Genomic DNA, 19,754 nt, shown 5'->3' with positions numbered 1-19,754 from the left:
CAGATCGGCGGTGATCGAGGTGGTGGGGTGTCAGGTGCGCGCGTGCTCGGCGAGCAGCAGCTTCAGCGAGCCGCCCGCCTCGATGACCCGGGCGACCCGCTCGGCGGGCGGGGTACCCTGCAGCGTCCGGCCGCCGGACAGGGTGACGGCGGCGGCACGCCAGTCGAGGCTCAGGTCGTCGCCGGTGGCCACGGCGGCGGTGATGCCGGGGACCGTGATCAACGGCATCCCGTTGTAGGTCTCGCCGCGCCAGAACCCGGGCGAGAACGACTCGGCGAGCACCGCGGCGATGCCGAGGTCGCGCAGCGCGACCATCGGCGGGTAGTGCGGGTGGCCGTAGCCGAAGTTCCGGCCACCGACGATCACGTCGCCGGGCCGGACCCGGTCGGCGAAGCCCGGGTCGTAGGCCTGCATGACGACGCCGCGGAGGAACGCGGCGTCGTAGGACTTGATGTTCTCGACGCCGGTCACGAGGTCGATGTCGAAGTCGTCGCCGAACACCCAGGCCACGCGGCCGGTGATCACGTCGGGCGGCGGCGGGTAGTCGCGCTTCGCGCTCACCGGTCCGTCCCCTCCCCGGCGGCGGTGATGCTGCCGGCGACGGCGCTGGCGGCGACCGTCGACGCCGATCCCATGTAGATGTTGGCGGCGGTGCTGCCCATCCGGCCGGAGATGTTGAGGACGCCGGTGGAGATGCAGTTCTCCTCGGGCTGCAACGGCTTCTGGTAGCCGAAACAGAAGTCGCAGCTCGACCGGGCGATCTGTGCCCCGGCCGCGCGGAGCACGTCGAGCAGGCCCTCGTCCTCGGCCTGCCGGTGCACCGCCTCCGAGGTCGGGACGACGTTCAGCTCGACGCCGGGCGCGACGCGGCGGCCGTCGAGGACGAGCGCGGCCGCCCGGATGTCCTCGATCCGGCCCGACGCGCAGGAGCCGATGAACGCCTTGGTCACCGCGGTCCCGTCCAGGTCGGCGGCGTCGCGGGTGTGCGCGGAACGGGCCGAGCCGGGCAGGACCACCTGCGGTGTGATCGTCGACAGGTCGTAGTGGTGGACGGCCCGGTACTCCGCGTCCGGGTCCGGCGACTGCGGCACGAGATCCGTGGCGCCGGTCCGGCGGGCGTACTCCAGTGCCGCCTCGTCCGGTTCGAACACCGCCGACACCGCGCCGGTGAACATCGCCATGCCGCACAGGCCCTGCCGCTGGTCGATCGGCATCGCCCGGGCGCCCGGCCCGCCGAACTCCATCACCTGGTGCGCGCAGCCGTCGGCGCCGTGGTCGCCGATGATGCGGTGCACCAGGTCCCGGCTGTCGACGCCGGGCCGGAACTCCCCGGTCAGCTCGAACCGGGTCGTGGCCGGGACGTCGAGGAAGATCTGCCCGGAGACCCACGCCTCCAGCAGGTCGCGGCGCACGCCCCAGCCGAGCGCGCCGAACGCGCCCGCCCCGGAGACGTGCCCGTCGAAGTGGACGAGGAAGTTCCCGGGCCGGGCGTAGCCGAGCTCGGCCATCACCTGGTGCCCGATCCCGCGGGCCTCGTGCAGGGCGATCCCGTAGTACTCGCACCAGTCCCGGGTGACCTGGTGGACCTCCTGCTCGCGGGCGTCGCCGCGGGTGAGCATGTGGTCGATGAAGACGACGTAGCGCTCCGGCTCGGCGAGCTCGCGGATGCCGAAGTCGTCGTGCATCTGCCGGAACATCACGTCGGTGTAGCCGGGGAAGTCGTACGCGATCATGTGGTCGGGGCGGACCGGAAGGTTCTCCCCGGCCCGCACCGACTCCACCCCCGCGGCCCGGGCGAGGATCTTCTCGGTGATCGTCGAGCCCATGGTCACACCGCCGCGGGCAGGTAGGCGTGCTGCTGGCGCTCGATCTCGTCCATCCCGATCAGGCCGACGAAGTCGTGGTGCCCCATGCCGTCGGCGCTCACCGACGCCGGCGGCTCGCCCGCGGCCAGGCGCTGCAGGCAGCGCTGCGCGGCCCCGGTGACGGCCATCAGCACCTGGGTCGGCAGCAGCGCGAGCCGGACCCCGACCTGCTCCATGACCTCCGGGGTGAACTCGCGCTCGGTCCACGCCGACGCCGTGAGGGTCGCCGTCAGCGGGACGCCGGCGACCTCCCGGCAGCGGGCCCACTCCTCGACTGTGGAGAACGTCTTCGTCACCGGCATGATCATGTCGGCACCGGCCTCCACGTACGCCTCGGCCCTCCGGAGTGCGTCCTCGCCCCGCGCGTCGGTGCGGGCGATGACGATCATGTCGCCGGCCGCGTCCTTCACCGCCCGGACCTTGCCCGCGGCCTCCGCGACGTCGACGAGATCGACCGCGGCCCCCGGGATCAGCGGGCAGCGCTTCGGGGAGCGCTGGTCCTCCATGAACACCGCGGCCACCCCGGCGTCGGCGAACCGGCGCGCGGTCCGGGCCGCGTTGACCGCGTTGCCGTAGCCGGTGTCGATGTCGGCGACCACCGGCAGCGCGCTGGCCTCCCGCACCGTGCGCACGGCCTGCAGGTTCTCCGACATCGTGTACAGCTCCGCGTCCGGGTAGCCGAGCGCCGCGGAGATCGCGAAGCCGGACGCACACAGCGCTCCGAAGCCGGCCTGCTCGGCCAGCCGTGCGGTCAGCCCGTCCCAGACACCGGGTGCCCGGACGAGTCCCGTCGAGATCATCTCGCGCAGTTCCACTGATCACCTCTCTGTGTATCGTGATGCGATATGCGTTCCGAAAATGTGGCCGGAGGAGAGGCGATGTGTCAAGACGTCGGCAGCGAGCGGGCAGCACCGATCGACGAGCCGCTCGATAACCTGAGGCCCCGACGACACGACCAGTGAGGTGACCGTGGCCGGTGAGAGCCGGGAGACCGTCGGCTCGGTGCTGCGGGCCTGCCGTCTGCTCGAACACTTCGGCGCCGACCGCCCGGTGATCACCCTCGCCGAGCTGACGGCCGCGAGCGGGCTGAACAAGCCGACCGTGCACCGGCTGATGACCTCGTTCGTCGAGGCCGGGTGGGTGCACCGCGACGCGGCGGGGGCCTACCGGATCCGGATGCCGGTCTTCGCCGTCGGCGCCGCCGCGCTGGCCGAGTTCGACCTGCGCACCGAGGCGCGACCCGCCCTGGAGGAGCTCGCCGCCCGATTCGGTGACACCGCGTTCCTGATGGTGCCCGCCGACGCGGGAGCGGTCTGCATCGACCGCGTCGAGGGCGGGAAACCGCTGGTCGTTGCCGGTATCGGGATCGGGACGGTGCTGCCGTACCACGCGGCGGCGGCACCGGTCGTGATGGCGGCGTTCGATCCGGCGCTGCGCGAGCGGGTGCTCGGTGGCGAGCTGCGGGCCTTCACCGGTTCCACGCACGTCGACCCGGCGGAGCTGGCCGCGCACCTCGACGAGGCCCGGGCGAGCGGGATCGCGGTGAGCCGGGACGACTACCTGGGCGGGGTGTCGGCGGTCGCCGCGCCGATCCTCGGGGCGGACGGCGCGCTCGTGGCGACCGTCAGCCTCGGCGGGCGCAGCGAGGACTTCACCGGCCCCGACGGCGAGGCGCGGGCCGCCGCGGTCGCGGAAGCCGGGCGGGGGCTCAGCACGACGATCGGCGCCCGGCCGGCCTGATCCGCGGGCTCGGTCAGGGGGCCCCGGCACCGCCGAGGTCGCGGGCCCGCAGCGCCAGCCACAGCTCGTGCCGGTCCTGCGCGGACCCGAGCCGCCGCCCGCTCACCCCCTCGGCGGTCTCGATCCGGTTCCGCACGGTGTGCCGGTGCACGCCCAGCGCCGACGCGGTGGCCGCCCAGTGCCCGTTGTGCTCGACGAACGCGGCGACCGCCCGCAGGAGCTCCGCACCCCGCGGGTCGGCGTCGAACGGACCGAGGACGGCGTCGGCGAACGCGCGCAGCCGGTCGTGGTCGAGCAGGGCGAGCAGCATCCGGCTGGACGCGACGTCGTCGGCGTGCGCGGGCCGCCCCGTCAGCCGGGCGACCGGCAGCGCGGAGCGGGCCTGCCGCAGCGACACCGCCAGCGCCCCGGGCCGCACGGCGATCCCGATCCCGGCCGGGCGGTGCGCGGCGAGCGCGCCGAGCACGGCGACCAGGTCCACGCCGGCCGGCGCCGCGAGCTCCACCCGCCCGTCGGCGTCCCCGGGGTCGGCGGGGCCGGGGACGACCCGGACCAGGGCGTCCGGCAGGACGGCCGCGAGGTCGGCGGCGAGCTCGTCCGGCCGTGGGGCGGCGACGACCACGGCACGCAGCGGCGTCTCGGGCAGCCCGGCGGCGGCGAGCCGGCGTCCGGCGGCGTCGTCGTCGACCACGCCGCGGTCCAGGGTGGCGAGCAGCCGTTCCCGGCCCCGGCGGGCGGCCGCGTCCAGGCCGAGCCGCCGTTCCAGTTCCAGGGACAGCAACGAGACGAGGTCGCCGGTGACCTGGTGGGAGTGCGGGCCGGTGGCCGGGCCGTCGATGAGCAGCAGCGCCCGGATCCGGCGGGAACCCAGCGGATGCACCTCGCGCCGGCGCACGTCGTCGGCGCCGGGGACCGGGCCGACCTCGACCGCGGCGCCGAGCAGCCCCTGCCGGCGGACGGTGCCGATCGTCGGTCCCAGCTCGGCGGCCAGCTCCGCCGCACCCTCCACCGGCGCGGCGGCGAGCACCCGGCCGAGGAGGTCCACCACCACCGCCGACCGTCCGGTCGTCGCCGCGTGCACCGCCAGCACCGGCTCCGCCCCGCCCGGGCTGACGGCCGCGGCGGTCAGCGCCCGCTGGGTGCGGAGCGCCCACTGGAGGCGGGTGCGCTCGGCCGCGTCCCGGTGCGCGAACACCGCCTTGGTGACGGCGACGAAGGGGACGCCGTCGGGGACGGACAGCAGCGGCAGCCCGGTGCGGCGCGCCGCCGTGACCAGCGCTGGCGGCGTCCGCCGGTGCGGCAGGCCGGTGCCGAGACCGACCGCCAGCGCGACGACGCCGTGCGCCCGCAGGTGCCGCGCGTAGGTGGTGAGGTCGTCGGCGCTCGTCGGTAGCAGGAACCCGACGGTCAGCAGCAGCTCCCCGCCCTCCAGCCAGACGCCCGGTTCGACCAGCTCCGACACCGCCGCCGCGGACACCGCCAGATCGAGGTCGGTCTCCTCGACCGCCGCCCGGCCCAGCCGCAGGGCCGGATCGTCCAGCAGGGTCCGCAGGGTCACCCCGGCCGGAGGCATGGACGTCATGTCGAGCATGATCGCGCCGGGTTCGACGTTCTGTCACTTCTGCCGGGCCGGTCCGGGGAGGACGGTGTGCGGAACCCGAGGACACCCGAGGAGGTCCGATGCCCGTCGGCCCCGTGGACGCCAGCGCCGTCCCCCGTTTCGCAGGCCCCACCACCTTCGCCCGGCTCCCCCGGCTCGACGAGGTGGAGCGCGCCGACGTGACCGTGCTGGGGCTGCCGTTCGACACCGGCGTCTCCTACCGGCCGGGTGCCCGGTTCGGCCCCGCGCACGTGCGGGCGTCGTCGAAGCTGCTGCGGCCCTACCACCCGCCGCTACGGGTCTCCCCGTTCGCGGCGCAGCAGGTCGCCGACGCCGGCGACCTGGGGATCAACCCGTTCGACATCGGCGAGGCGATCGCGACGATCGAGCAGGCCGCCGACCGGCTGCGTGCCGGCGGCTCCACGCTGCTCGCCCTCGGCGGGGACCACACCGTCGCGCTCCCCCTGCTGCGCTCGGTGGCCCGCACCCACGGCCCGGTCGCCGTCGTGCACTTCGACGCGCACCTCGACACCTGGGACACCTACTTCGGCGCGGACATCACCCACGGCACGCCGTTCCGCAACGCGGCCGAGGAGGGCCTGCTCGACCCGCAGCGCTGCCTGCACGTCGGGATCCGCGGGCCGCTCTACGGCGAGCACGACCTCACCGACGACGAGGTCCTCGGCTTCCAGGTGATCGGCACCGACGCGTTCCAGACCGACGGCGTCCCGGCCGTCGTCGAGCGGATGCGACGGCGGCTGGGCACCGGCCCGGTCTACGTCTCGGTCGACGTCGACGTCCTCGACCCGGCGCACGCGCCCGGCACCGGCACCCCGGAGGCGGGTGGTCTGACCACCCGGGAGCTGCTGCACGTGCTGCGGTCCCTGGTCGGGGTGGACGTCGTCGGGGCCGACGTCGTCGAGGTCGCCCCGGCGTACGACCACGCCGAGATCACCGGGATCGCCGCGGCGCACGTCGCCTACGAGCTGCTGTCCGTGCTGGCCGCCAACCGGAAGGGCTGATCCGGGACATGGACATCGCCGTCGTCGTCCTCTACCTGGCCGCGATGATCGCCTTCGGGTTCTGGGGGCGGCGCCGCACCCGGGACCGCAGCGACTTCCTCGTCGCGGGCCGGCGGCTCGGGCCGTGGCTGTACTCGGGGACGATGGCCGCCGTCGTCCTGGGTGGAGCTTCCACCATCGGCGGGGTCGGGCTCGGTTACGAGTACGGGATCTCCGGGATGTGGCTGGTCGTCGCCATCGGCAGCGGGATCCTGGTGCTGTCGCTGCTGTTCTCGGCGCGGATCCAGCGGCTCGGCGTGTTCACCGTCGGCCAGATGCTGGAGCTCCGCTACGGCTCCGGCCTGGGCGCGCCCGCCGGGATCGTGATGTGGGCGTACACCCTGATGCTGGCGGTGACGTCGACGATCGCCTACGCGACGATCTTCGGGGTGCTGCTGGACCTGCAGCGGGTGCCGTCGATCCTGATCGGCGGGGCCGTGGTGGTGGCCTACTCCACGCTCGGCGGGATGTGGTCGGTGACGCTCACCGACTTCGTCCAGTTCCTGATCAAGACGGTCGGGATCTTCCTGGTCCTGCTGCCGATGGTGCTGTGGCGGGCAGGCGGGTGGGACGGCCTCGCCGCCGCGGTCCCGGCCGACGCCCTGTCGCTCACCTCCATCGGCGGCGGCACCATCGTCACCTACTTCGTCACCTACGGCTTCGGGCTGCTGATCGGCCAGGACATCTGGCAGCGCGTGTTCACCGCCCGCTCCCCCGCCGTCGCCCGCTGGGCCGGGACCGGGGCGGGCCTGTACTGCCTGGCCTACGGCGTCGCGGGCGCGCTGATCGGGACGGCCGCGCAGGTGATCGTCCCCGGCCTCGCCGAGCGGGACGACGCGTTCGCCGCGATCGTCGAGGCCGCGATGCCCCCGGTCGCCGCCGGCCTGGTGCTCGCCGCGGCGCTGTCCGCGGTCATGTCGACCTCCAGCGGTGCGCTGCTGGCGACCGTGACCGTGTTCAACCAGGACCTGGTCGGCCGGTTCCGCCGGCCGTCCGGCGACGACGAACTCGCCGGGAACCGGTGGGCGGTCGCCGGGTTCGGGGTGGTGATGATCGCGGTGTCCTGCCTGCTCCAGGAGGTCGTCGCCGCACTCACCCTCGCCTACGGGATCCTCGTCGGCGGTCTGCTGGTGCCGGTGCTCGGCGGGCTCGTGTGGCGGCGCGCCACCCGCGCCGGGGCACTGGCCGCGATGGCGACCGGGACCGTCGCGACACTCGGGACGATGCTGGCCCTCGGCGACCTCTACGCGAACGAGCCGGTGTTCGCCGGGATCGGGTCGGGGCTGGTCGTGTTCGTCGTGGTGTCCCTGCTGACCCGCCCGACCGGCGACGACGTCCGGGCTGAGTGGGAGCGCCGCAGCGGGCGGACGCGGGTGGGTCAGCCGGACTCGGGGTGACGCGGACGCCCGTCGTCGATCGTCAGCCCGTCCGGGGTGGCGAGGAGCTCGACCGAGCCGTGGTCCGGCCGGCCGAGTCCGGTCCACCGTTCGTACGCACGCTCGACGGCGTCACCTGCCCGCAGGTGCGGGAGTCGCCCGTCGTCGTGCATCCGCCGGCGCGCGAGTACGTACTCGGGGTGGCGAGCGGCATTGACCACCGGGACCGCGCGACGTGTCGCGGAAGCGGCGGTGACGCTGTCGCCACTGACATGGCGAGATCGATAGAACCGGCATGACCGACTCCCCCGTCGTCTCTCAGCCGGGTGCGAGGTAGGTGTGTCCGGTCGGGGTCGTGGTCCGCACCCTGCCGTCCGGCCCACGGGCCACCCGCCACCCCGCCTGCTCCCGGACATGGTTGTGGAACTCGCACACACCCCTCCCGTTGTCGAGGTCGGTCGCCCCACCCTCGGCATCCCGCCGGATGTGATCGATATGCCGCACCGGGGCATCGCAGTACGGCTCGGTACACCGATTCCCCGCCCGCGCCCGCACGAGCCGGGCCAGCAATCCGGTGAACGTGCGCTGACGGGAGTCACCGCCGATCACGACACCGTCGGAGGTGATCAGGCGGCGCAGGGTCTTCCTCCCCTCGCTCGTGGCGAGGAGTTCAGCCGGGACGGGGCCGTGGCCGGGGATCTCCGCCGGGAGTGGTGAGTCAGGGTCCAGCAGCGCCTCGATCGGCACCACGACCTGGACCTCGGCATCCACATCGGTCGCCATCGCCTGTCCGGTGAGGCGCTCGACCAGGGTGTCGGCCATGACCTGCCCGCGGGTCCGGGTCAGTGGTGCGGGGTTCACCGACACTTCGGTGAAGGCTTTGTTCAGCGCGACCAGACATGCCACACCCTGCTCGACCGGCAGATACGCGGTCAGGAAGGTCATCGCGTCCGGTGCCGGGCGCAGGGTGACCCGGCGCTCGGCGCGGGCGGACTCGACCCGAGCGAGGAACTTCTCCGGCACGACCTCGGCGGCGAAGCGGCGTGCGAGGTCCTGCAATCGCCGGATCCCGAGCCGGGTCAGATCGTGGCCGGCCAGACGAACATCCACCGCGGCACGTTCGGCGCGGTCGAGATCCGAGCAGGCGCTCACCACCGCCGCCACCTTCGCCGCGCTCAGTTCACCGGCGCCGAACAGCCCACGGACGTGATCGAGACCGTCGTGCAGATCCCGGGCGACGCTCACCCGGCGCCGCGCCTCGGTCGGTGAGACCCGGCAGGCCAATCCGACCTGGGCCACCACTCCGCGCTGCAGCCGATCCGGGTCGGTCTGTCCAGCGGTGATGCCGTTCTCCACATGGAGCCGGGCGAACGCCCGCACCCGGGTCGCATGCAACGCCGCGAGGGAGTGCTGCACCGACTCCAGCTGCTGGATCTGATCGATCAACTCCGCCTCGGACACACCGGACAGGTCGTCCTGCGCGGCCTGCTCCACCGCCAGCTGCACCAGCGCCAGATCGACCTGCGGGAACCCCGGATCCCCGGCAGGCAGGCCGGTGCGTGGAGGTTCCTGGACCGCGGTCATGTCGTCGATCGTACTCGAACACATGTTCGAGCCGCTAGTAATCGTTCGCCCCCCATCCCACCGACGACGGCGGGCCGGCCCGGTGCACGCGGCGGGATCAGCCCAGCCGCAGCCCGTCCGCGCCGAACAGGTGCGTGCGCTCCGGATCCGGCACCAGGTGCACGGTGCCACCCCGGGCCGGGGGACGGCGCCCGTCGACCCGGGTCACCAGCTCGTGCTCGGCGCCGTCGATCCGCGTGCGGCCGTAGACGTAGGCGTCGGCACCGAGCTCCTCGACGAGGTCGACCTCCAGCGGGAGGCCCTCGTCGGCGAGCTTCAGGTCCTCGGGCCGGACACCGACGGTCACGCGCTCCCCGGCCCCGGCCAGCAGGTCCCGCTCCACCGGCACCGGAACGTCGCCGAGCCGGATCCCGTCGCCCGTCACCGGCACGGTCAGCAGGTTCATCGCCGGAGACCCGATGAAGCCGGCGACGAACACGTCCGCCGGGCGGTCGTAGAGCTCACCGGGCGGGGCGCACTGGTGCAGCAGCCCGTCCTTCAGGACGGCGACCCGGTCCCCCATCGTCATGGCCTCGACCTGGTCGTGGGTGACGTAGACGGTGGTGACGCCGAGCCGCCGCTGCAGCGACGCGATCTGGGTGCGGGTCTGGACGCGCAGCTTGGCGTCCAGGTTGGACAGCGGCTCGTCCATCAGGAACACCTGCGGCTGGCGCACGATCGCGCGGCCCATGGCGACCCGCTGGCGCTGGCCGCCGGACAGCGCCTTCGGACAGCGCCTTCGGCTTGCGGTCGAGGTACTGCTCGAGATCGAGGATCCGCGCCGCCTCGGCGACCCGGCGGGCGATCTCCGCCTTCGGCGTCCCCGCGATCTTCAGCGCGAACCCCATGTTGTCGGCGACCGACATGTGCGGATACAGCGCGTAGTTCTGGAACACCATCGCGATGTCGCGTTCCTTGGGTGCGACACCGGTGACGTCGCGGTCCCCGATCCGGATCCGGCCGCCGTCGATGTCCTCCAGGCCGGCGAGCATCCGCAGCGAGGTGGTCTTGCCGCAGCCGGACGGCCCGACGAGTACCAGGAACTCGCCGTCGGCGATCTCGAGGTCGAGGGCGTCGACGGCAGCCCGGGGGGATCCCGGGTACCGACGGGTCACCGCGTCGTAGGTCACGCCGGCCATAGTGGTGCTCCTTCCGGAGGGGGGACGGTCTCGCGGTACAGCTCGGGCCTGCGGTCGCGCAGGGCGTGGTTGTGCGGGCCGAGGCGCTTGTCCCGCGCCCCGGCCGGGTCGAGCCGGGCGTACAGCACGCCGGGCTCCCCCGGCGGTGGTCCGCCGGGTCCGGCGAGCAGGTGGCCGTCGGCCCCGCAGACGACGCCGGCGCCGAACCAGGCGACGCCGCGTTCGGTGCCGCAGCGGTCGGCGGCGACGACGTGCACCCGGTAGGCCCCGGCGGCCGCCCGGACCTTGGCGACCTCCAGCGGGTGCTGCCCGTCCGGGATGGGCCGCCACGGCCAGTTCACCGGTGCGGCGACGATCTCGGCGCCGGCCTCGGCCGCGGCCCGCACCCACTCCGGGAACTCCAGGTCGTAGCAGACCATCGGGGCGATCCGCCCGGCCGCGGTCGCGACCACCGGCGGCGGGGCGTCGCCGGGCGAGAACAGCTCCGCCTCCCGGTCCCACAGGTGGGCCTTCCGGTAGGCGGCGCGCAGCTCACCCCCCTCGACGACGACGGCGCTCGAGTACACCCGCCCGTCCGGTGCGAGCTCGGCCAGACCGGCGACGAGCACGCAGCCCAGCTCCGCGGTCAGCCGCGCGAACCGTCCGACGGTGGGCCCGTCCAGCGGTTCGGCGGCCGCGCGCGCCTCGGCCGCGTCGGTGAAGGCGTAGCCGCAGACCGCGAGCTCCGGCAGCACGACGAGCCGGGCCCCGCCCGCGACCGCCTCGCGCACGCTGCGCTCGGCGATCGCAGGGTCGGGGCGGTCGATCCGGGCCGGGATCCGGCACGCGGCGACCGTGACCGGGCCGGTCGGTCGCTCCGTGGTCGCCGCGTCCATCGGTGCCGGGCCCTCAGTCGTCCTCGGTCGCGAACGCGAGGACGGCCGCGGGGGCGAGGTAGCCGTCGGCATCGAGCATCCGGCCGCGCTCCCGCGCGCCGGCGACGACGTCGTCGCTCCACTCCGGACGGACCCGCCCGTCGCCACCGGTGACGACCAGCAGCTCGCCGGTGCCGGACGTCGCGGACCGGCCCGGGCCGGCGTCGAGCAGGCGGACCGAGCGCCACGCACCGGGCGGGACCGACACGGTGTCCAACGGTCCGATCTCGACGGTGCGCTCGTCGTCGCCGGTGTTGAGGGTGACGGCCCAGCGCCCGGCCTTCGCGGTGAGGACCTGGGTCGCGTCGTGCCGGTGGGTGAGCACGCCCTCCCCCGGCTCGGCGCGCAGCCAGGCCAGGCTGAAGCCGTGCGGCTCGGCGAGCCGGGGCACGGCGGTGCGGCTCTCGACCGTGCCGTACCCGATCACCGGGCTGAGCTCGGCGGCCCCGCCCGGCACCCGCGAGCAGAGGTAGGGCTCGTCGACCCAGGTGCGGTCGGCCTCGTGCACGACGCGGCCGCGGAACTGCTCCGCGGTGTAGACGTCGAGCTTGTCGATCTCGGCCTGGGCCATCGGCCGGATCAGCGCGACGTCGTCGGGGACCTCGTCGCCCGCCACCGTGTCGATCAGCCGGTTGTCGGCGGTGAGGTAGAGCCCGTGCCCGGCCGCGTTCTCCAGGACGGTCGGGCCCCAGATGATGCCGCCGGTGTCGTCGCGGCCCAGGACGGTGAGCAGGATGCCCTCGTCCGGGCCCTCGTTGGTGAAGCCGCGGAAGATCCACGGCGGCACCGAGACGATGTCGCCGTCGACGCTGCGGTACTCGCCCTGGGTGCCGTCCGGCCCCCACCGCAGCAGGTAGTCGCCACCGAAGTTGATGAACACCTCGGCCGTGAAGTGCAGGTGCAGGCTGTTCGTGGTGCCGTTCGGCATGCCCGCGGCACCGAGGTTGAACCCGTGCGGCTCGCGCAGGTTCACGTGCTGCGACGCGTTCTGGGTGACGCCGGGGCCGATGAAGGAGTAGTTGTCCTTCCAGTCGGACCCGGGCGTGCGGCAGTCGATGAAGGCTGCCTTGCACGGGACCCAGTCGGCGTGCCGGACGGTGCGCCGGACGATCTCGTCCGGGCCGACCACCGTGTCGTGCATGTCAGTGCTCCCGATCGTGACGTGTGGTCAGTAGATGTTGGTGTCGGTGAACTCGTCGGTGCGGCCGGCGTTGATCTGGGCGCGCAGCGCGATCTCGTCGTAGACCCGGAACTCCTTGACGATCCGGCCGTCCTGGACCAGGAACTGCGAGATGCCGAGCAGCTCGGTCTCCTCGCCGGTGAGCGGGCCGAAGTCGGGGGTGCCGCGGTAGGTCCCGCGCATCACCCAGGTCACGGCGACCCGCAGGCCGGCGTAGCGCTCGGTGTGGTTGGTCTGCACGTCGCGGATCTCGAACCGGGCGTCCGGGAACGGGGCGACGAGGGAGAGCAGGTCGCGCTGGTAGCCGTCCGGGCGCAGCACGGTCTGGTCGCCGACGGTGTGCAGGAACAGGTCGCGGTGCGCGTAGTCGGCGACCTTCTGGTAGCGCCGGGAGTTTCAGACCTCGTCGATGAACTCCAGCACCATCTCGCACTCCGGCCGGAAGTCGTCCGGGCGCGGGCCGCTGTCCCCGACCGCGAGCACGTCCTTCGGGGGCTCCTCGGTCATCGAGCCCTGGAATCCGCGGAAGCGCTGCGCGAGCGCCGCCTCGGCCGGGTCGATCCCCATCTGCAGGCAGTTCGCGAGCTCGTCGCGCACCACCCACTCCTCCACCATCCGGCCGCGCCGGTAGAGGCAGTTGGCGATGTTGCGCTTGCGGATCCGCTTCACGACGCCGTCGACGAGGATCTCGTCGGCCGAGAAGATCAGGTGGGAGCTGAGGAACGCGTCGTCGCCGCGCGCCTCCCACACGACGTCCTCGGCGACGCCGATGTGCTGCGGGGTGCCCGCGATCCGCATCAGGCTGCCGTCGATGACGCCGTCGCGGCCGATGACGGTGCCGAGACCGCCGTGGACGATCGAGTCCGGCTCGTAGTTGTCGACGATGTAGGACACGTCGCGCTGGACCCAGATCCGGTCGGTCACCTCCCGGATGAAGTCGTCCGGGTCGTTGTAGGGCTGGTACGCGACCGGGTCGAGCGCCATGGTCGTCCTTCCTCGCTGGAGTCCGTTCCCGATCGACTGTATGCGTATGCACAAACGCCGGGCAAGGGCTCCGCGGGGATCGCTCAGGCCCGGGGCTCGGCCACCGTGGAGCGGGCGACGTAGTGCGTCGGGTAGACGACGTGCGCCGGCTCCGCACCCGGGGCGCGCAGCCGGGACACCAGCAGCCGCGCCGACTCGCGGGCGACCTCGTCCATGTCGTAGGCGATGGTGCTCAGCCGGACCATCGCCCAGCCGGAGACGGGCAGGTCGTCGAACCCGACGACCGAGACGTGCCCGGGCACCGGGACGCCGGCCCCGGCGGCCGCGTCGAGCACGCCGTGCGCGACGACGTCGTTGCCGCACAGCAGGAGGGTCGGCCCGCCCGCCCGCTCGTGCAGCGTGCGGAAGCCCTCCCGGCCGGTGGCGAAGTCGAACGGGCCGTGCAGGACGTCGCGCTGGGCCAGCGCCAGCCCGTGCTCGTCGAGAACGGTGCGGACGACCTGTTCGCGCAGCTCACCGGTACTGGTGTTGCGCGGACCGAAGATCGCGCCGATCCGGGCGTGCCCGAGCCGCACGGCCTCGGCGACGACCGCGCGCACCCCGGGCTCCGGGTCGACGGTCACGGCGTCGGCCGGGACGCTCGGCGCCGTGCGGTTGAGGTAGACGAACGGCACCTCGCGGTCCCGCAGCCGGGCGGGCTGGATCGAGTCGACGGTCGTCGTGGACAGGACGACGCCGGCCAGCCCGTGCGCCGACACCCGCTCCGCCAGCGGGGCACTGCCCGCCGACTCGGTGATCAGCACGAGCTCGTGGTCGAGCCGCTCCAGTTCGTCGTGCAGCGGGCCGATCATGTTGGCGCAGAACTGGTTGTCCAGGTCCGCCACGACCAGGCCGATCCGGTTCGACCGGCCCACCGACAGTGCCCGGCCGATCGCGTTCGTCGAGTACCCGAGCGCGAGCGCCGCCTCGCGGACCTTGCGCTTGGTAGCCGCCGAGACCCGCGGATGGTCGGTCAGTGCCCGCGACACCGTCGGTTGCGACACCCCTGCGAGCCTCGCCACGTCGCGACTGGTGACCATCTCCGCCCTTCCTGCGCCGGCCGTCGAGCCTAGTGCCCAGCGACCCGCCCCCTTGACAGCGGAGCGCCGCCACCGTTCACTGCGGAATCACAGCGCATACGTATGCCACCAAGAGAGGGCGGTATGTCGCAGGAACTCAAGAGCGCGTCGGGATCGGTCACGAGGCGCAGCGACGACGGTGTCGCGGAGCGGGTCCGGGCGATCATCGCCGACGTCCGGGACCGCGGGGACGAGGCCGTGCGGGAGTACTCGGCCCGGTTCGACGGCTGGGAGCCCGAGTCGTTCCGGCTCTCGCCGGAGCGGGTCGACGAGCTGATCGCCTCGCTCCCGGGGCAGGTCGTCGACGACATCCGGTTCGTGCAGGACCAGGTGCGGGGCTTCGCCCGCGCCCAGCGGGACTCGATGCACGACGTCGAGGTCGAGACGCTGCCCGGCGTCGTCCTCGGGCACCGGCACGTGCCGGTCTCCTCGGCAGGCGCCTACGTGCCCGGCGGGCGGTACCCGCTGACCGCGTCGGCCCACATGACGATCGTGACCGCCAAGGCCGCCGGGGTGCCGAACGTCGTCGCCGCCACCCCGCCGATCCGCGGTGAGATCCCGGCGGCCACGGTCGCGGCGATGCACCTCGCCGGTGCCGACGAGATCCACCTCCTCGGCGGGGTGCAGGCGGTGGCCGCGATGGCGCTGGGCACGAAGTCCGTGTCCGGGGTGGACATGCTGGCCGGACCGGGCAACGCCTACGTCGCGGAGGCCAAGCGGCAGCTCTTCGGCGAGGTCGGCATCGACCTGTTCGCCGGCCCGACAGAGATCCTGGTGATCGCCGACGACACCGCGGACCCGCTGACCGTCGCCGTCGACCTGCTCTCGCAGGCCGAGCACGGCCCGGACTCCCCCGCCGTGCTGGTCACGACCTCCGAGCGGCTCGGCCGCGAGGTCCTCGACCTCGTCGGGAGGATCCTGCCGGGGATGCCCACGAACGACATGGCCGGGCCCGCCTGGCGCGACCACGGCCGGATCGTGGTCTGCGACGACGCCGACGAGATGTGGCGGGTCGCCGACGACCTGGCGTCCGAGCACGTGCAGGTGTTCACCGCCGAGCCGCGCGAGGCGCTGGACCGGATGCGGAACTACGGGGCGCTGTTCCTCGGCGAGAACACCTGCGTCTCCTACGGCGACAAGGTGATCGGCACCAACCACGTGCTGCCCACCCTCGGCGCCGCCCGCTACACCGGCGGTCTCTGGGTCGGGAAGTACCTGAAGACCTGCACCTACCAGGAGGTGCGCGACCCGGCGGCGAGCGCCGACCTCGGCCGGGTGTGCGGGCGGGCGTCGCGGGTCGAGCTGTTCGAGGGCCACGCCCGCTCCGGTGACCTGCGCGCCTGGCGTCACGGCGGCGACCGGTTCGCCTGGCTCGACGAGGTCACCGCCACCCCGTCCCCGGTGGCCGGGTCGTGAGCGGGCCGGTCACGGGGCGCACCGCGCTGGTGACCGGCGGCGGCAGCGGGCTGGGTGCGGCGATCGCGTCGCACCTGGCCCGGGCCGGCGCCCGGGTCGTGCTGGCCGGGCGGCGCCCGGACGTCCTGGACGCCACCGCGGCCCGGATCGGTCCCGCCGCGCGGGCGGAGGTGTGCGACGTCGCCGACCCTGCGTCGGTCGAGGACCTCGCCGCCCGGCTGGCCGGCGAGGAGATCTCGATCGTCGTGAACAACGCCGGGATCGCCGGGCCGGTCGCGCCGCTGGTCGAGGTCACGCCCGAGGAGTGGGACGAGGTGTTCGCGGTCAACGTCCGCGGCACCTACCTCGTCTGCCGCGCGTTCCTGCCCGCGATGCTCGACCGGGGCGACGGCGACGTGATCAACGTGGCGTCGGTGTCGGGCAAGCGGCCGCTGACCCGGCGGACGCCGTACTGCGCGTCGAAGGTCGCGGTGCTCGGCCTGACCTCGACGCTCGCCTTCGAGGCCGGGCCGGCCGGGGTCCGGGTGAACGCACTGTCCCCCGGGCCGGTCGAGGGCGATCGGATGGACCGCAACTTCGCCCTCGAGGCGGAGCGGACCGGGACCGACGTCGAGACGGCCCGGCAGGCGTTCGTCGGGCGCGCCGCGCTCGGCCGGATGATCACCGAGGACGAGGTCGGTGCGTCGGTCGTCGCGATGCTCGGGATGCCGGGCCTGTCCGGCGCCGACGTCGACCTGTCCGCAGGGATGATCGCGTGAGGGCCCGGGTCGCTGCCGGGGAACGGCTCACCGGCGCCCTGGTCCGGATGCCGTGCGAGGAGATCGTCGAGATGCTCGCCGTCGCCGGCCTGGACTTCGTGCTGATCGACTGCGAGCACGGCCCGGCCGACGTCGGGATGCTGCGCACGCACATCGCCTTCGCCGACGCGCACGATCTCCCCGTGCTCGTCCGGCCCGGGGAGGACGAGCACCACCTCGCCCAGCGGGCCCTCGACCAGGGCGCCCGGGGGATCGTCGCACCGCACGTCGAGGACGTCGCGCAGGCGACCGCGCTCGCCGGCGCGCTGCGGTACCCGCCGCACGGGACGCGTGGCTTCGCGACGTACCCGCGGGCCGGCCGGTTCGGCAGCGTCACCCCCGACGAGCACCGGGCGTCCGCCGACGACGTCCTGGTCCTGGCGATGCTCGAGTCACCGGGCGCGATCAGCCGGGCCGGCGAGATCGTCGGGGTGGACGGGATCGACGGTTACCTGGTCGGCGTCGCCGACCTGGGGGCATCCCGGACCGACGCGGATCCGACGGTCGCCGAGCTGCTCGCGTCGGTCAACGGCGATCCAGCGGTCCACGGCTCCGCGGGCACTGCCGGGGCCCCCGCACCGGAGCGTGGCGCGGCCGGGGACTCGGAGCGAGGCTCGGGGCAGGGCTCGGAGCGAGGCACGGTCCGGGATTCCGGGCGCGGTGCGGTCCGCGCCGATCTGGCGGGCTCGGCGGAGGCGGCGGCGCAGTCGTTCGCCGACGGGGCGCAGCTCGTCGCCTACAACCTGACCGCGGTGATGATGGCGTCGTTCCGCGGACTCGCCGCAGCAAAGGACTGACCAGCCCACGTCCCGGCACCCCGTGCCCGGCCGGCGCACCCCGTGCCGGGTCGACGCACCCGTCGCGTGGGGTGCGCGGCCCGGTGACGGGGTGCGTCGCCGCATCGACGTCCGGCTCGCGCCGCGTTCCGCGGAACGCGCCGGGTCGCCGGGTCGCCGGGTCGCCGGGGACGGGTGTGGGCCTGGCGCGCCTCATGCACGGGCGTCGCGACGGGAACGGGCATCGGCGCCTCCACGATCCGGCACCGCCACGACCGGCACGTCGACGAGCCGGTCGGGACAGTCACCGCCCGTCACGTACCGGGTGCTCCCGACTGGTGCATCCGGGAAAGTCGCTTACCTGGGCAGCGATCTCCCGAAAGGGACCTGACGACGGCTCGGCCCGTGCGACTCGTGGCCCGTTCCGCGGCCGTGCGACTCGTGGCCACGTCCATGGCCCTGCGCCGGGCGGCGACGACCCGCTCGTGCGCCTCGTTGACACGTCCCGCTTCGTCCCGAGTCGCCGCGCCGGCTGCGCTGGGCGAGCCCACAGCACCGGGCGGTCGCGGCGGGCTCAGTGTGCCCCGGCGCCGGCCTGCGCCCGCACCTCGTCCAGCCACCCGCCCATCAGGCCCGCGACGGTGTCCGGCTCCTCCATCGGCAGCAGATGCCCGGCGCCGGGCACCACGTGCAGGTCCGCCCCGGGGACCAGCGACGCGATCTCGGTGTGCCGCTCGACCGGGCAGAGCCGGTCCCGCTCCCCCGCCAGCACCAGGGTGGGGACCGCCACCGACCGGAGCCCCGGGCGCTCGTCGATCCGGGTGCCCTGCAACCGGAGCTGGGCGGCGAGCGCACGCTCCCCGACCTCGTCGGCCATCTGCAGGGCACGGTCGTCCAGGGTGCGGTCCGCCAGCAGGAGGTCGAGCGGCTGGAGCTCCCGGGCGGTGGCGCCGTCGTCGAGACGCGTGAGCTGGGCGGCCCAGGCGGCGCGCTGCCCGTCGGTCGGCGGGCCCGCGTTCGTCGCGAGCAGGCAGAGCCCGGCGACCCGCTCCGGGGCCCGCCGGGTCAGCGCCATCGCGACGATCCCGCCGAGGCTCAGGCCGGCGAGGGCGAACCGGTCCGGGAGGACGTCGAGCAGCGCGTCGACCTGGGCGTCGATGCCGGTCCGGTCGAGCTCCGCGTGCACGGCACCGGCGCCGGCCGGGCCCCACATCCCGGCCGAGCAGTTCATGCCCGGCAGCAGGACGAGCGGCACGGCCGGCGACGGTGATCCCGGCACGCTCAGCCCTTCACCGACCCGGCGCCGAGGCCGGCGACGAGGTAGCGCTGGGCGATGAAGGCGAAGCCGATCACCGGGAGCGTCAGCAGGACCGCGGCGGCACCGGCCTGCTGGAGCATCGGCAGCGTCTGCCCGAGCTGGGTGGCGATGAAGACCGGCACCGTTCTGGCCGCGACGTCGGTCAGCACGTTTGCCGTCAGGTACTCCTGGAAAGCGAACAGGAACATGAAGATCCCCGCGGTCAGGATCCCCGGCCCCATCAGCGGCACCATCACCCGCCAGAGGATCTGGAAGCGGCTGCAGCCGTCCAGCATCGCCGCCTCGTCGAGCTCCTTCGGGATCTCGGCGAAGAAGTTGCGCAGCAACCAGATCGAGAACGGCTGGTTGATCGCCACCAGCGCCGCGGCGACCGCGAACGTGGTGTCGTAGATGCCGAGCGCCCGGGAGAGGTCGTACATCGGGAGCACCACGGCGAACCGCGGCAGCGCCCGGAAGATCAGGGCCGCGATCAGCAGCGCCACCGAGACCCAGCCGGGGAAGTGCGTAGGCCGCCGGGATGCCGATGACCAGCGCGATCACCGTGCTGATCACGGCGACGACCACGGTGTTCAGCAGGTACTTGTGGAACTCGGTGGTCTGCCACAGGTCGACGAACGCGGTGAACGTCGGCGCCCAGGTGAACACCGGCGGATCCAGGAACGCGACGTCGGTCGGCTTGGTGACCGACATCGCCGTCCAGATCACCGGGCTGAGCATCGCCCAGCAGATCAGGAGCACCATGCCCCCGACCAGGACGGCGCGCCCGCGGGGGCGGCGCCGGACGGGTTCGGGACCGGGGTCGGCGATCGGCCCGGAGGGTGTCGCAGGCGGGGCGGTCTGCACGGTG

General features: G+C 73.8%; 17 protein-coding genes and 3 pseudogenes. 6 read left to right on the top strand and 14 right to left on the bottom strand.

The window, feature by feature from the left end; all coding sequences use genetic code 11:
- Positions 1-30: 30 nt before the first annotated feature.
- From Ae150APs1_RS28335 to Ae150APs1_RS28325, 3 genes are read right to left on the bottom strand one after another with little or no spacing between them, the layout of a single operon-like run.
- The gene (locus Ae150APs1_RS28335) at positions 31-561 is read right to left on the bottom strand and encodes a 3-isopropylmalate dehydratase (RefSeq protein WP_075301394.1); all 531 of its coding nucleotides are present in this window, start codon (positions 559-561) and stop codon (positions 31-33) included.
- A complete protein-coding gene (locus Ae150APs1_RS28330; RefSeq protein WP_170918152.1) occupies positions 558-1,826 on the bottom strand; it encodes an aconitase family protein in 1,269 nt (422 codons plus the stop codon). Before Ae150APs1_RS28330 ends, Ae150APs1_RS28335 begins: the two co-directional genes overlap by 4 nt.
- Before the next feature lie 2 nt (positions 1,827-1,828).
- The gene (locus Ae150APs1_RS28325; RefSeq protein ID WP_212567271.1) at positions 1,829-2,680 is read right to left on the bottom strand and encodes an isocitrate lyase/PEP mutase family protein; all 852 of its coding nucleotides are present in this window, start codon (positions 2,678-2,680) and stop codon (positions 1,829-1,831) included.
- 148 nt (positions 2,681-2,828) lie between these two features.
- Between Ae150APs1_RS28325 and Ae150APs1_RS28320 the strand changes: the two genes are divergently transcribed.
- The gene (locus Ae150APs1_RS28320) at positions 2,829-3,605 is read left to right on the top strand and encodes an IclR family transcriptional regulator (protein WP_010225965.1); all 777 of its coding nucleotides are present in this window, start codon (positions 2,829-2,831) and stop codon (positions 3,603-3,605) included.
- Between the two features lie 13 nt (positions 3,606-3,618).
- On the opposite strand, the gene Ae150APs1_RS28315 is transcribed toward Ae150APs1_RS28320, so the two are convergent.
- On the bottom strand, positions 3,619-5,187 hold the full coding sequence (locus Ae150APs1_RS28315; protein WP_170918151.1) for a PucR family transcriptional regulator: 1,569 nt from the start codon (positions 5,185-5,187) through the stop codon (positions 3,619-3,621).
- 98 nt (positions 5,188-5,285) lie between these two features.
- Between Ae150APs1_RS28315 and speB the strand changes: the two genes are divergently transcribed.
- Both speB and Ae150APs1_RS28305 read left to right on the top strand, forming a co-directional pair.
- A complete protein-coding gene (gene speB / locus Ae150APs1_RS28310; protein WP_010223879.1) occupies positions 5,286-6,227 on the top strand; it encodes an agmatinase in 942 nt (313 codons plus the stop codon).
- A gap of 8 nt (positions 6,228-6,235) precedes the next feature.
- Positions 6,236-7,663 carry a sodium:solute symporter gene (locus Ae150APs1_RS28305; protein WP_075301392.1) on the top strand — a complete coding sequence of 476 codons (1,428 nt, stop codon included), beginning with the start codon at positions 6,236-6,238 and terminating at the stop codon, positions 7,661-7,663.
- Here the strand turns inward: Ae150APs1_RS28305 and Ae150APs1_RS32325 are convergent.
- The 8 genes and pseudogenes from Ae150APs1_RS32325 to Ae150APs1_RS28275 form a co-directional block, all read right to left on the bottom strand.
- Positions 7,645-7,863, bottom strand: a complete 219-nt coding sequence (locus Ae150APs1_RS32325) for a hypothetical protein (protein WP_170918150.1) — start codon at positions 7,861-7,863, stop codon at positions 7,645-7,647. The two genes, Ae150APs1_RS28305 and Ae150APs1_RS32325, sit on opposite strands and share 19 nt — an antisense overlap.
- Positions 7,864-7,960: 97 nt before the next feature.
- Complete coding sequence (locus Ae150APs1_RS28300; RefSeq protein WP_075301390.1) at positions 7,961-9,226, bottom strand: HNH endonuclease signature motif containing protein; 1,266 nt, start codon at positions 9,224-9,226, stop codon at positions 7,961-7,963.
- Positions 9,227-9,323: 97 nt separating this feature from the next.
- Positions 9,324-10,404: pseudogene (ugpC, locus tag Ae150APs1_RS28295) on the bottom strand (sn-glycerol-3-phosphate ABC transporter ATP-binding protein UgpC).
- Positions 10,392-11,279, bottom strand: coding sequence for a nitrilase-related carbon-nitrogen hydrolase (locus Ae150APs1_RS28290; protein ID WP_075301388.1), 888 nt, complete (start codon positions 11,277-11,279; stop codon positions 10,392-10,394). Before Ae150APs1_RS28290 ends, ugpC begins: the two are co-directional and overlap by 13 nt.
- Before the next feature lie 13 nt (positions 11,280-11,292).
- Complete coding sequence (locus Ae150APs1_RS28285; RefSeq protein WP_075301386.1) at positions 11,293-12,459, bottom strand: hypothetical protein; 1,167 nt, start codon at positions 12,457-12,459, stop codon at positions 11,293-11,295.
- A gap of 27 nt (positions 12,460-12,486) precedes the next feature.
- A pseudogene (locus tag Ae150APs1_RS34055) lies at positions 12,487-12,882 on the bottom strand (ester cyclase); the annotation flags it as partial.
- A gap of 12 nt (positions 12,883-12,894) precedes the next feature.
- Positions 12,895-13,482 (bottom strand): hypothetical protein, encoded by a 588-nt coding sequence (locus Ae150APs1_RS34050; RefSeq protein ID WP_249266504.1) that lies wholly within the window; start codon positions 13,480-13,482, stop codon positions 12,895-12,897.
- Positions 13,483-13,565: 83 nt separating this feature from the next.
- Positions 13,566-14,561, bottom strand: coding sequence for a LacI family DNA-binding transcriptional regulator (locus tag Ae150APs1_RS28275; RefSeq protein ID WP_075301384.1), 996 nt, complete (start codon positions 14,559-14,561; stop codon positions 13,566-13,568).
- Positions 14,562-14,684: 123 nt separating this feature from the next.
- Here Ae150APs1_RS28275 and hisD point away from each other — a divergent pair, with 123 nt between their 5' ends.
- Genes hisD through Ae150APs1_RS28260 form a run of 3 tightly spaced genes read left to right on the top strand, consistent with a single transcriptional unit; the run spans position 14,685 to position 17,610 of the window.
- The gene (gene hisD / locus Ae150APs1_RS28270) at positions 14,685-16,016 is read left to right on the top strand and encodes a histidinol dehydrogenase (protein ID WP_075301382.1); all 1,332 of its coding nucleotides are present in this window, start codon (positions 14,685-14,687) and stop codon (positions 16,014-16,016) included.
- Positions 16,013-16,774 (top strand): SDR family oxidoreductase, encoded by a 762-nt coding sequence (locus Ae150APs1_RS28265; RefSeq protein WP_075301380.1) that lies wholly within the window; start codon positions 16,013-16,015, stop codon positions 16,772-16,774. Before hisD ends, Ae150APs1_RS28265 begins: the two co-directional genes overlap by 4 nt.
- Complete coding sequence (locus Ae150APs1_RS28260; RefSeq protein ID WP_075301378.1) at positions 16,771-17,610, top strand: aldolase/citrate lyase family protein; 840 nt, start codon at positions 16,771-16,773, stop codon at positions 17,608-17,610. The genes Ae150APs1_RS28265 and Ae150APs1_RS28260 overlap by 4 nt, the downstream gene beginning before the upstream one ends.
- 553 nt (positions 17,611-18,163) lie before the next feature.
- Here Ae150APs1_RS28260 and Ae150APs1_RS28255 read toward each other — a convergent pair.
- A complete protein-coding gene (locus Ae150APs1_RS28255; RefSeq protein WP_010236300.1) occupies positions 18,164-18,844 on the bottom strand; it encodes an alpha/beta fold hydrolase in 681 nt (226 codons plus the stop codon).
- Positions 18,845-18,870: 26 nt separating this feature from the next.
- Positions 18,871-19,401: pseudogene (locus Ae150APs1_RS28250) on the bottom strand (carbohydrate ABC transporter permease); the annotation flags it as partial.
- Positions 19,402-19,754: the final 353 nt, after the last annotated feature.

The organism is Pseudonocardia sp. Ae150A_Ps1, assembly GCF_001932315.1.
Taxonomy (GTDB): Bacteria; Actinomycetota; Actinomycetes; order Mycobacteriales; family Pseudonocardiaceae; genus Pseudonocardia.
The sequence above is the reverse complement of the archived record's forward strand: the minus strand, read 5'-3'. Positions and strand labels throughout refer to the sequence as shown.

What these genes read in the sequence shown, in the direction of transcription:
- Ae150APs1_RS28330 (WP_170918152.1), bottom strand. Translation starts at nt 1,826, where the DNA reads ATGGGCTCGACGATCACCGAGAAGATCCTCGCCCGGGCCGCGGGGGTG.
- Ae150APs1_RS28315 (WP_170918151.1), bottom strand. Translation starts at nt 5,187, where the DNA reads ATGACGTCCATGCCTCCGGCCGGGGTGACCCTGCGGACCCTGCTGGAC.
- speB (WP_010223879.1), top strand. Translation starts at nt 5,286, where the DNA reads ATGCCCGTCGGCCCCGTGGACGCCAGCGCCGTCCCCCGTTTCGCAGGC.
- Ae150APs1_RS28305 (WP_075301392.1), top strand. Translation starts at nt 6,236, where the DNA reads ATGGACATCGCCGTCGTCGTCCTCTACCTGGCCGCGATGATCGCCTTC.
- Ae150APs1_RS28300 (WP_075301390.1), bottom strand. Translation starts at nt 9,226, where the DNA reads ATGACCGCGGTCCAGGAACCTCCACGCACCGGCCTGCCTGCCGGGGAT.
- Ae150APs1_RS28290 (WP_075301388.1), bottom strand. Translation starts at nt 11,279, where the DNA reads ATGGACGCGGCGACCACGGAGCGACCGACCGGCCCGGTCACGGTCGCC.
- Ae150APs1_RS28285 (WP_075301386.1), bottom strand. Translation starts at nt 12,459, where the DNA reads ATGCACGACACGGTGGTCGGCCCGGACGAGATCGTCCGGCGCACCGTC.
- Ae150APs1_RS34050 (WP_249266504.1), bottom strand. Translation starts at nt 13,482, where the DNA reads ATGGCGCTCGACCCGGTCGCGTACCAGCCCTACAACGACCCGGACGAC.
- Ae150APs1_RS28275 (WP_075301384.1), bottom strand. Translation starts at nt 14,561, where the DNA reads ATGGTCACCAGTCGCGACGTGGCGAGGCTCGCAGGGGTGTCGCAACCG.
- hisD (WP_075301382.1), top strand. Translation starts at nt 14,685, where the DNA reads ATGTCGCAGGAACTCAAGAGCGCGTCGGGATCGGTCACGAGGCGCAGC.